This is a genomic window from Halorhodospira abdelmalekii (assembly GCF_016583625.1).
In the GTDB taxonomy this organism is placed as follows: domain Bacteria; phylum Pseudomonadota; class Gammaproteobacteria; order Nitrococcales; family Halorhodospiraceae; genus Halorhodospira; species Halorhodospira abdelmalekii.
In genome coordinates this window covers 1-10,277 of sequence record NZ_NRRN01000068.1, presented here as the reverse complement: position 1 = coordinate 10,277, position 10,277 = coordinate 1, and the positions used below count along the sequence as shown (strand labels likewise).

Here is a 10,277-nt window from a genome sequence, read left to right as displayed (position 1 = left end):
CGATGAACTCCCGCAATTGGGCCTCAGTGTAAAGACGACGATTGCTGTCAGTCCGTGCCGCTGGAATGAGGCGCCCCTCGCGGTCCCAGCGCTGCAGGGTCTTGACCGAAACACCCAGCCGCTTCGCCGCCTTGCCTGTACTCATGGTGTTCTCCATGAGTCAAGAGTACACTATCGCGCATTTTTTGCAAGACTAGAGTCTAGCTCCGTCTTCCGCTTCCCGTTGATCCCGTACGTGATCCGGACCGAGATTCAGACCGTGCCGGTCTCTTTTGAAGGTGCGGCGGTGCTGGCAGCGGTCTTGGTCTCCATGGTGGCCGTTGCCATCGCGATACAGATCAGGGTGATGCGTGGCGGGGGGCGTGATTTTCTGACTGCCTCGGCGGCCCCGAGCGAGCGCCCGCAACCGCGGTTTTGGCCGCTGCTCTCAATCGCCACCTTCGCTTTTCTGGGGCTGGCGATCTTTGCCCCGCTGGGAACCAGTCTGTCGGTCTCATTCATGGCCAGCTACGGCGGCGGGTTGAACTGGTCGAACCTGACACTGGCCAACTACCAGGACGTCTTGGCGAGTGGCTCGGCGCTGTTGCCGGCGCTCAAAAACAGCTTCGGTATTGCCGTAGCTGCGGCCATCATCTCGTTGGTGATCGGTTTCTTCGCTGCCTATCTGCTAGCGTACAGCGGGCACCGGTTGCGCCGATTTATCGATGTGGCCTCCATGGTGACCCTGGCGGTGCCCGGGATCGTCCTGGCAGTTGGTTATATCTTCTGGTGGAACCAGCGCTGGATGGCCGATCTGGGGATCCAGGTCTACGGCAGTGGCTGGGCCATCGTGCTCTGTTCGGCGGCGGCCTCCGTACCCATCGCGGTGCGCGTCCTGCTCGGCGCCATGTCGCAGACTCCGGGCTCTTTCCTTGCGAGTGCAGCCTTGCAGGGGGCCGGGATCTGGACGCGGATGCGAGCTATTTTGATCCCGCTGACCTTGACCGGACTGCTCTCTGCGGGGCTGGCAGTATTCGCTACCAGCGTCTTCGATCTGGCCATCACCACCATGCTACAACCCCCCGGCTTTCCGACGATCCCGGTCGTCATCGATGAGCACTTTCGTACCGTTGAGTACGAATGGGCAACCGCGGCCACCGTAGTGGTCTGTCTGATTACGGCGTCGGTGATCGTCGCAGTGCGTCTCTCCGTGCGCAGCCTCTTTAGGGCCTACTTTGAGATTGCCGAGGGCGGCCGGAAGCAAGAGAGGAGGCAAACAGCGTGAATTGGCATGCTCATACTCTTAGCGCAGGCTCTCATGCAGCCGATGTGCAGATTCGCAACGTCAGCCGCCACTACGAAGGCGGGGTCGCCTTGGACCGGGCGTCACTTTCGATTGAGCCGGGTGAGGTGATGGCTATCCTCGGCCCCTCCGGGTGCGGCAAGTCGACCCTGCTGCGGCTCATCGCCGGTCTCGATACGCCCACCGCAGGCGAAATCGAGATCGCCGGTGAGACGGTCTCGCGGCCAGGGCGCATCACTCCGCCGGAGCGACGCCCGGTCAACATGGTCTTCCAGGACTTTGCCTTGTGGCCGCACATGAGCGTCGAGGCCATCATCCGCTTCGGTATGAAGCACCGCGGCGTACCGAAGCCGATTTGGCACTCGCGCATCGAGGAGCTGTTGGCCATGCTCGATCTGGGTGGCATGGGTAAACGCTACCCCCGCCAACTCTCTGGTGGCCAACAGCAGCGCGTTGCCATCGCCCGCGCCCTGGCTACCGACCCGCAAGTGCTGCTCTTCGATGAGCCGCTCTCTAACTTGGATGCGCAGCTGCGCACCCAGATGCGAATAGAGATCGCAGAGTTGTTGCAACGCCTAGAGACGACGGCCATCTACGTTACCCACGATATCCAGGAGGCCGTTGCACTCGGGCGTCGCCTGGTCGTGATGCGAAGCGGGCGCATTGAGCAGATCGGTTCGGTGCGGGAGGTCTTTCAAGCGCCAGCCAGTCAGTGGATCGCCGGCCTGGTCGGCTACAGCGATAGCCTTCGCGGCGTGGTCGAACAAGTGCAGGGAAAGGTGCTGGTGATTGCATTGGGTGACGGCAGCAGCCTCGCTCTACACAGTGGCGATCCGGCACTGACCCCGGGTACGCGGGTGGCTCTGCGGATTCGTCCGGAGTCGATTCGGCTGCTGACGGAGGATGAGTCGGCACACTCTGGTGAGCGGGTCGTAAACGTTCGCGTGACCAAATGCTCTTTCGAAGGCCACAAATGGCGTGTGCTTGGCGACGTCGCTGGGCAGTCGATCACCTTCTTCTCTCTTCACCCGCTCGATGCCGCAGGGGTGACCCGGGTGGCCGTGGATTGCAACGGCGTATGTGCCTTCCAAGAGGGAGATCCCGAAGAGCGGGATCGAGCTTGCCTGGAGGGAGCTGTAGAGAGCGCTGTGGCGATGCAGACCGCTTAGTCGGTTAGTCGGCCAGTAGGTGGCAGGTCGACCAGGCGAGCGCGTTCATGCGCAGAGACGACCGTGCGCAGGAATTTCCACCTTTTGTAGCCTGATGATCCGATTCATCTGAACGCCGGGTGGCCAGAGCGGGCCACCCGGTCTCTTTTGTTGCTGCGCCCCCGACCGGTGTGCGCGGCGGGCTGCTGCGCGCTCCGCTGACCAGTCGAGCCGCTACGCCAGCCGCTAGAAGAACTCGTCGCCGCTGCGTAGCTCGTTGACTAGGCTGAAAAGGTGGTCCTTGATCTCGTCGCGGGCGTCACGGAAGGCGGCGAGCACCTCCGCCTCACTGCCGGTGACCTGTGCCGGGTCGGGAATCGGCCAGTGGCGGTGGTCGACGCCTGGCGGCAGGGCGGGGCAGTGGGACTCGGCGTGATCGCACAACGTAATCACCATGCTGGCGCCGGCAATCATCTCATCGGTGACCACGGTCGAGGTCTGATCGGAGATGTCGTGGCCATCCTCCTTCATGACCTGGATGGCCATCGGATTGACTCCGTGCGCTTCGAGACCGGCCGATAAGATCTCGACCGACGGGTCGGTACCGAAGGCCTTGGCAAACCCCTCGGCCATCTGCGAGCGGCAGGAGTTACCTGTGCATAGAAAGAGTACGCGTTTCTTGTCGCTCATTGGTTTTCCCGGACCGTTGTTGAGAGTGTGTGCCGCAGTGTACCTGATTTTATTCAGACTTGAAGTCGAGCTCGGCCAGCTCGCCGAGGACGGCGCTGGCGATGTTCGCTAGGTGTGCGGCGACGCGCTTATAGTGGCGCGCGAGCAGCGAGTAGGCGACGGCCTCATGGAACTCGATGCGACTTTCGTCTTCAAAGAGCTGCGCGATGATCGCTTCGCAGCGGTCTTGAATGTCGCGGGCGGTCTGCTTGACTTCGCGGGCCTGCTGCTCGCGTGAGCTGTCGCGACACGCCTCACCCACCAGGTTAAAGAGCGTTAAGGTCTCGGCGCTGATCTGTTCGAGCGGATCGTGGTACTTCGGTACGTGGAAGCCTTCGGTATAGTGGCAGCCGATCTCGTAGACGTTTTTGCAGTAGTCACCGATGCGCTCGGCATCCCGCGCGACGGTCATTAGGGCTAAGCAGACCGGCACATCGTACCCGGGGTTGACGGTGAGGTGGCGTAAGACCTTACGGCGGATGGAGCGCTCAAGCTCATTAATCTTGCGATCGCGCTCATACAGCGCTGAGGCCACCTCTTCGGCGGTGAGGCGGTTGTGGAGGACTTCGTTGGCGCGCTCGAACATCCACGCCCCCTCCGCCAACATCTCGTTGAGCTCGGCAAAGGCGCGATCGACAGCCGATTCTTTGGTGAAGACGCCCAGGATTTTTTGAAGCATAGGCAGCAATGGTCCGCAGTGTTCAGTAGGTGGGGGCGCGGTCGTTTGGCGTTAAGAGCGAGGAGAGATCGCCAAACGACCGGCCATTGGTCGCAGCTTATGCAGCGACACCCAGTAACTCGGTGAGCAACAGGCCGGTAAGCGGCAATACCAAGAATAACAGGAAGAGAAAGAGAAAGGCGTAGATCGTACTGCGGCCGGCCAAGCGTCCGTACCAGTTCGCGGCGCGAATGGGTAGGGCGCGTAGTGGGTACCAGATCACGCTACCGAGAAGATTGAACAGTACATGGAAAATAGCGACGGTGAGTGCTGCCGCCGCCGGATTGGCGGTTGCCGCGAGCACGCTGGTCACCGTTGTACCGAGGTTAGAGCCGATCATAAAGGGGAAGACCCGCTTCATCGGCACCACCCCTGCGCCGGCCAGCGGCACCATCAAACTCGTCGTGATCGTGCTCGACTGGACGCCGACCGTCGCCAGCAGGCCGATGCAATAGGCGCGCAGATCGGTGCGGAAGAAGTAGCTGCGAAAGAGACTGTCCATGTAGTGCAGCAAGGCGCCGCGCAGATTCCTCACCATCAGCAGCAGACTGGCGAGCATCAATAGCAGCCCCAAAAAGGCGACCAAGAGACCTTGCGCCAAAGTGCTCGGCATCAGCCAGCCGCCGATGCCATCGAGCGCGTTAACGATTGGCGAGGTCAGAATCCGGACCGGGTTGTCGGGCCGGGCGACCTCGGGCAGGCCGAGGGCCTGGGCGAGGCCGGCCGCCGCTTGGGTGACTAGGCCGCGTCCCTCCTCGTTGAAGACACTGCTGATCCACTCCAAGGGGAAGATGACCGCGACCGTGAAGATGTTGAAAAAGTCGTGCAGCAGGGCGGCGGTGAAGGAGCGACGGAAGGTGCGGCGGATGCGCAAGTTGGCCAGGGCAACGATCAGGGCGGTGACCGAGGTGCCGATATTCGCCCCCATGATCGCGAAGACGGCGGTCCCCAAGCTCATCTCGCCGGTGGCGACTAAAGTGACGATGAGCGCCGAGGTAAACGATGAGCTCTGGACAATCGCCGTAACGAACACGGCACCGAGAAAGGCGACGAAGGGGTTTTCGCCGTACTCGAAGGCGCGGATAAGAAAGTCGCTCTCGGCGCCGAACGTGCCCAAGCCTGAGCCCATCGCGTTGAGGGCGGCCAGGAAGAGATAGAGACAGAGACCAGCGTAGACGCCGTGGAGCCATGCCGGGGCGTTGGCGATGCGGTGCCCCGGGGCGTTCGCGGAGATTCTCTGCGAGGTGAGGTCGGTTCGTGACATGACGCAAACTTGACCAGTGGCGGCTCTGAGCCGGGATTAGGGGGTCGCAGTTGGACCCGCGCTAAAGCTGCCCCGGCGCTATATGACAGTCAAGTTACGTTTTTATTACAGAGGTGGCGTTATGCCCCCCGCCCGTCGTTGGGTGTCTCTGCTATCCGGGCCAGCCACGCCCAGTGGGCATCGGCCCAGCGCAGTGCTGCAACGTAGTGATCCGCAACGCGTGACGCTACAAAGCCGAGTTCGGCGATTGCCTCCCAGTGGCCTTGCTCTTGTGCCAAGGCACACGCAAGCACTGCGCCGTAGGGGCCGCGGCGTTCGAGTAGAGCCTCTCTGGTGGCCGGTGTCAGCGGTAACTCGTCGCAGATCACAGCGAGCGGGGCATCGAGTACCGCATCCAGTCCGGAGAAGAGCCCAACGGTAAAGGCTGTGGATGGGTCGTGGGCCAGTCTGGCCGCAGGGCCGACGTGGCGGCGATCGGCGGCGAGTTGCTGGCAGAGCTGTGCGCGCATGAGCAAAGCGACAATGCGCTCGGAGGGTTGGTCGTGCGAGGCGGAGAGGGCCATCAGGGTGGCCCAGTTGGCTAAGCCGCGCTGTCCGAGGTAGAGGATCGCCGAGCGGATTGAGTCGATCCCTCGCGCCGGGAAGATCGGCGAGGCGAGATAGCGCAGCAGTTTATAGCTCAGGGAGGGGTCTTGGTTGACGAGCTGCTCAAGCTGATGGATCTGGATCTCTGGATCTTGCATTGCTGCAATCAGCCGCAGCAATGGCAGGCGGCCGCTCGAGACGGTGCGCTTGCTCATGGTGCTCGGGCGCGAGAGGAAAAACCCTTGAAAATAATCGAATCCCGAGGAGCGGCACAGCTTCATGATCTCCTGCGTCTCAATCTTCTCAGCGAGCAAGCAAGCAACGCGGTGGCGCCGCAAGATGCGGGCGTGGTGGACGATCTGCTGTGGCGGCATATCGAAGACGTCGACCTTGACGATATCGACGTAGGGCAGTAGGCGATCGCGCTGATCGCTGCCGAGGACGAAGTCGTCGAGTGCAATGCGGTAGCCGGCTCGGGAGAGTCGGCGCACGGCGTCGATCATCTCGGCGTCCGGCTCGATATTCTCAAGCAGTTCAAGGACGACCCCCTCCTTGGGTAAGGCTAGATCCTGCTCACCGAGAAAGCGCCGCGAGAGGTTGATAAAGGCCGGGCGCCCGGCAGTCAGCGTTTTCAGGCCGATTTCGGTGAAGGTGTTCATCAGCACCGTGGCCGTAGCGGCGTCATCGTCGATGACGTCGGCGGTGGTGGCCCCGGCTGAGCGGCGATAGAGCAGTTCGTAGCCGTAGACCTGCAGCTGTCTGTCGTAGATCGGCTGGCGCGCGACGTGGACTTCCATGGGGTTATACCTCGTGATCTTGGTCGTCGGCAGTGCAGCAGTCGACAACAGCCTGGTCTGGCCCGGTGGTGGCTCGGCAGCACCGATGGCGCTACTGAGTGCCTCCAGGCGGACGTGCAGAGCCAGTGCCCTGCGCCGGGGGAGGGTGTTCATCCTGGCAACGAATGTGTACCGGTGCCAAGCGGCTGGCGCACGCCTCGAAATGTCCCGGGGCGTCGATGTGACACTGCTCACAGTCGGGCATCTCGTAACTGGTCGCCGGCTGCACCCCGAATGGTACCAGGCGCGTCTTGCCGTGGTAGCGGCAGATGTGATCGTAGTCGGTCACGACGATATCCCACTGCCGGCGCGACCCCTCCATCGCAAAGCCACAGAGTGCGCAGCGTCCGCCGTGGCGCTTGAACAGACGTTCTCGCATATCGGGGTGCAGTGGTGCCTTGCGTGCGAAACGGTCCCAGGCTTCGCGATCGTGGCGTGCGCTGGCCTCCTCGGCGCTCAGTTTGCCCCAGTGTGTCTCTGCGCCTTGGGCGGCTCGCAGCGCGCGGGTGCGGCGCTGCTCACGGCGCTCCTGCATGCGTTTCTGCACCTCGGTGGTGCGCTCAATCCAGCGAAAAATATCGACGATCGAGCCGCGTAAGACGAAGATCTGTGCCTCGTCGTGGCTGCGCGGCTGCGCGGCGTGCTCATCGGGAATCCAGATTACGCCGCGGGCGGCCAGGGCCTCGGCGATTTGCCCGCAGCGGCGCAGCGCTGTCGGATAGCCTTCACGGGCGTGTTCGGAGGGCAGGACGTAGATCATATAGTCGCCTTGCTCCGTACCGACGATAATGTTTCCATTGCCGTGCGTGGTCGCCACATCGAAGCGGTAGTCGAACGCAGGTCCGTGCTCAAGAATCCACATGCGCAGTCCGCGCGATAGACGTTCTGGGTTGACTCCGTGGCGGGCCCGATCTTCGCGCTCCTGAGTCGCTTGGCGGCGCCGCATCTCACGGCGAAGGAGTGGTGTTGCAGCGCGAACGCCGAGCACGCTGGCGATGCCGGCGGCGATCAGTACCAGAGGCCAAGTGTGGTGCAGCAGGTTGTGGATATCGCCGAGTACAGGGAACTCCGGTTCGCGCGTGAAACTGGGAAAGAAAGCAATCAGGGCAAGGGCTATGGCGATATTTTGCCAATGGCGGGCGGTGCGCCAGCGGCGGACGGCCGTGGGGCTGTGCTGATTGCGGCGCATGCGATTACTGCAGGCCTCACGCAGGGCGAGCAAGGCGAGCAGTACCAGGACAGCGAAAGCGGTCATCGTCCCTCCTCATGGCCCTCTGGCATTGCATGCCGGGAACGCCTTATAATATGCACTCTAGAGCAGCGGGGCGCGAGGTCTGAGGGGTTCTTCATGGCCCCGGGGCCCGCATGACATTGAGCGAAAGTGGCGGAATTGGTAGACGCGCCGGGTTTAGGTCCCGGTGGGGTTAGTAGCCCCGTGAGAGTTCGAGTCTCTCCTTTCGCACCAGTTGCGATCACGCCCGATGCACAAACGTAGCAGACCCCAAGGAATTTTCGATGCAAGTTTCCGTGGAGACAACGGCAGATCTGGGCCGGAAGATGACGGTCCAGGTGCCGGCCGAGCGTATAGAGAATGAGATCGAGAAGCGGCTGCGCGATCTATGTGGCCGTGTCAAGATGGACGGCTTTCGTCCCGGCAAGGTGCCGCTGAAGGTCGTGCGCAGACAGTACGGTCGGCGTGTTCGCGAAGAGGTTGTCGGCGAGGTGCTGCGTGAGAGCTATCGCGAAGCGCTGCAGGAGCAGGGGTTGCGGCCGGTCGGCGTGCCGAGTGTCGAGCCACGACAGGACGAGTCGGGGCAGGATCTGATCTACGAGGCGAGCTTCGAGGTCATGCCAGAGCTCGAGATTACCGGCGTTGAGACGATCCAGGTCGAGCGACCACAGGTTGAAATTACGGCAGGTGACGTCGACAACGTGTTGGAGCGGTTGCGTCGTCAGCACGCCGAATTCGACCCCGTCGAGCGCGGTGCGGAGTCCGGTGACCAGGTCGTCATCGACTTCACCGGAACGGTCGATGGCGAGAGTTTTCCGGGTCACTCGGCGACGGATGCGGCTATTGTGATCGGCGCTGGGCAGTTGCCCGATGAGTTCGAGCAAGCGCTGCACGGGGCCGTGGCAGGCGAGGAGCGGAGCTTTGAATACACCTTTCCGGAACAAGTTAAGACGCCGGTAGCCGGGAAGACGGCGCAGTTTACGGTGCAGATCAAACGGGTCGACGCGCCCCGCCTACCGCCTCTCGATGACGCCCTGGCGGAGCGTTTCGGCATCGAGGAGGGTGGTTTGGAGGCGTTGCGCGAGGCTGTGAGCGCCAATCTTCAAAAGGAGCGGGATCAGGCGGTACGGCACCGGCTGAAGCGGCAGGTGCTTGAGCAGTTGGCTGAGCGCAATCCGGTCGATCTGCCGGACTCCTTGGTCAATAGCGAGATCGAGGTGCTGTGCGAACAGTCGGGCGGCACCGCTGCAGAGCTCTCCGCGGAGGAGCGCGCAGGCTATGCCGAGCAGGCCCGCAAGCGGGTGCATCTTGGGCTGCTCGTCAACGAGCTGGTGCGTCGCGAGCAGATCGAGCTCGATCGTGAGCGCATGGTCCGCGAGTTGCAGCAAATGGTGGTAGAGGCCGGAGGGGGCGCTGAGTTGCTGCAGCAGTATGTGGGCAATCAGCGCCTGATGGAGAGCATGGAGGCGTCGGTTATCGAAGAACAAACTGTCGACTGGCTGCTGGAACGGGTTCAGCAGCAGGAGCGTGCAATGAGTTTCGAGCAGTTGTTGGGGGCTGGAGCGTCGCCGGCGGAAGGCGCCACAGCAGCGGATACAGAGGAAGAGCGGCCATGAGCGCGCCCACAACAAGCGCACCATCGGGCGCATCCGATCTCTACGCCACCGGCCTGGTGCCGATGGTCGTCGAGCAGTCGTCGCGGGGAGAGCGGGCGTACGATATCTTTTCGCGCCTGCTCAAAGAGCGCGTCATCTTCCTAGTCGGCCCGGTCGAGGATTACCAGGCCAACCTTCTGGTGGCACAGCTGCTCTTTCTCGAGTCTGAGAACCCCGATAAAGATGTGCATCTTTACATCAACTCGCCGGGGGGGTCGGTGACCGCTGGGCTGGCGATCTACGATACCATGCAGTTTATCAAGCCTGATGTGGCTACTCTCTGTGTCGGCCAAGCTGCCAGTATGGGGGCGTTGCTGCTTGCCGCCGGGGCGCGCGGTAAGCGCTATTCGCTGCCAAACTCGCGGATGATGATCCATCAACCGCTCGGTGGGTTCCAGGGCCAGGCAACCGATATCGATATTCATGCGCGAGAAATTTTGAGTATGCGCGAGCGGCTCAACACCATCTTGGCGTACCACACCGGGCAAGACATTGAGACGATCGCCAAAGATACCGACCGTGACAACTTCATGACGGCAACGGTCGCTGCCGAGTACGGGCTTGTCGATCGCGTGCTGGAGAGTCGTGTGAGCTCAAGCGGTGCTGCGGCGAGTTCGAGTTGAGGCCGTCCAGCAAGATTTGCGTTGCTGTACGAAAAGGTGCATTGTTGATAATAGGCGCTCGGAGAGCGATAGCTGAGGCCACCCAAGTTCCACAGTTAAAGACGTAACTTGTTGATATCCGGACGCCCGGATTTCAAAAAATGCCACAACATTGCTCAGCAGGGTTCCTTCGGCACCTCCACGCCGGCGGCCTCGAAGAGGTCGAG

General features: G+C 62.1%; 10 protein-coding genes and 1 tRNA gene. 5 read left to right on the top strand and 6 right to left on the bottom strand.

All coding sequences use genetic code 11. The annotated features are described in order from the left end of the window. Window positions 1–145, bottom strand: a 145-nt coding sequence (locus tag CKO15_RS13955; protein WP_200194753.1) for a MerR family transcriptional regulator, incomplete at its 3' end; no start/stop codon positions are given. A gap of 90 nt (window positions 146–235) precedes the next feature. On the opposite strand from CKO15_RS13955, the gene CKO15_RS12475 reads away from it, so the two are divergent. Together CKO15_RS12475 and CKO15_RS12470 are read left to right on the top strand one after the other, a co-directional pair. Then, a complete protein-coding gene (locus CKO15_RS12475) occupies window positions 236–1,264 on the top strand; it encodes an ABC transporter permease (RefSeq protein ID WP_338036065.1) in 1,029 nt (342 codons plus the stop codon). After that, window positions 1,261–2,451, top strand: a complete 1,191-nt coding sequence (locus CKO15_RS12470) for an ATP-binding cassette domain-containing protein (RefSeq protein ID WP_200196805.1) — start codon at window positions 1,261–1,263, stop codon at window positions 2,449–2,451. Before CKO15_RS12475 ends, CKO15_RS12470 begins: the two co-directional genes overlap by 4 nt. A 225-nt stretch (window positions 2,452–2,676) precedes the next feature. On the opposite strand, the gene CKO15_RS12465 is transcribed toward CKO15_RS12470, so the two are convergent. The 5 genes from CKO15_RS12465 to CKO15_RS12445 all read right to left on the bottom strand — a co-directional run bounded on the left by CKO15_RS12465 (window position 2,677) and on the right by CKO15_RS12445 (window position 7,817). Then, a complete protein-coding gene (locus tag CKO15_RS12465) occupies window positions 2,677–3,120 on the bottom strand; it encodes an arsenate reductase ArsC (protein WP_200196802.1) in 444 nt (147 codons plus the stop codon). Window positions 3,121–3,169: 49 nt separating this feature from the next. Further along, window positions 3,170–3,838, bottom strand: coding sequence for a phosphate signaling complex PhoU family protein (locus CKO15_RS12460; protein WP_200196799.1), 669 nt, complete (start codon window positions 3,836–3,838; stop codon window positions 3,170–3,172). A 97-nt stretch (window positions 3,839–3,935) separates the two neighbouring features. Then, complete coding sequence (locus CKO15_RS12455; RefSeq protein ID WP_200196797.1) at window positions 3,936–5,141, bottom strand: Na/Pi cotransporter family protein; 1,206 nt, start codon at window positions 5,139–5,141, stop codon at window positions 3,936–3,938. A 119-nt stretch (window positions 5,142–5,260) separates the two neighbouring features. After that, entirely contained in the window at window positions 5,261–6,676 is a 1,416-nt protein-coding gene (locus tag CKO15_RS12450; RefSeq protein WP_200196795.1) for an EAL and HDOD domain-containing protein, read from the bottom strand. Then, window positions 6,615–7,817, bottom strand: a complete 1,203-nt coding sequence (locus CKO15_RS12445; protein ID WP_200196793.1) for a hypothetical protein — start codon at window positions 7,815–7,817, stop codon at window positions 6,615–6,617. Before CKO15_RS12445 ends, CKO15_RS12450 begins: the two co-directional genes overlap by 62 nt. 120 nt (window positions 7,818–7,937) lie before the next feature. Here CKO15_RS12445 and CKO15_RS12440 point away from each other — a divergent pair. The 3 genes from CKO15_RS12440 to clpP all read left to right on the top strand — a co-directional run bounded on the left by CKO15_RS12440 (window position 7,938) and on the right by clpP (window position 10,071). Continuing rightward, window positions 7,938–8,027 (top strand) — tRNA-Leu (locus CKO15_RS12440). A gap of 50 nt (window positions 8,028–8,077) precedes the next feature. After that, the gene (gene tig, locus CKO15_RS12435) at window positions 8,078–9,409 is read left to right on the top strand and encodes a trigger factor (RefSeq protein WP_200196792.1); all 1,332 of its coding nucleotides are present in this window, start codon (window positions 8,078–8,080) and stop codon (window positions 9,407–9,409) included. Beyond that, window positions 9,406–10,071 carry an ATP-dependent Clp endopeptidase proteolytic subunit ClpP gene (gene clpP / locus CKO15_RS12430; protein WP_200196790.1) on the top strand — a complete coding sequence of 222 codons (666 nt, stop codon included), beginning with the start codon at window positions 9,406–9,408 and terminating at the stop codon, window positions 10,069–10,071. The genes tig and clpP overlap by 4 nt, the downstream gene beginning before the upstream one ends. Window positions 10,072–10,277: the final 206 nt, after the last annotated feature.

Excerpts from the sequence above, each read along its gene's own strand:
- CKO15_RS12465 (WP_200196802.1), bottom strand. The coding sequence starts at position 3,120 with ATGAGCGACAAGAAACGCGTACTCTTTCTATGCACAGGTAACTCCTGC.
- CKO15_RS12460 (WP_200196799.1), bottom strand. The coding sequence starts at position 3,838 with ATGCTTCAAAAAATCCTGGGCGTCTTCACCAAAGAATCGGCTGTCGAT.
- CKO15_RS12455 (WP_200196797.1), bottom strand. The coding sequence starts at position 5,141 with ATGTCACGAACCGACCTCACCTCGCAGAGAATCTCCGCGAACGCCCCG.
- CKO15_RS12450 (WP_200196795.1), bottom strand. The coding sequence starts at position 6,676 with ATGAACACCCTCCCCCGGCGCAGGGCACTGGCTCTGCACGTCCGCCTG.
- CKO15_RS12445 (WP_200196793.1), bottom strand. The coding sequence starts at position 7,817 with ATGACCGCTTTCGCTGTCCTGGTACTGCTCGCCTTGCTCGCCCTGCGT.
- tig (WP_200196792.1), top strand. The coding sequence starts at position 8,078 with ATGCAAGTTTCCGTGGAGACAACGGCAGATCTGGGCCGGAAGATGACG.
- clpP (WP_200196790.1), top strand. The coding sequence starts at position 9,406 with ATGAGCGCGCCCACAACAAGCGCACCATCGGGCGCATCCGATCTCTAC.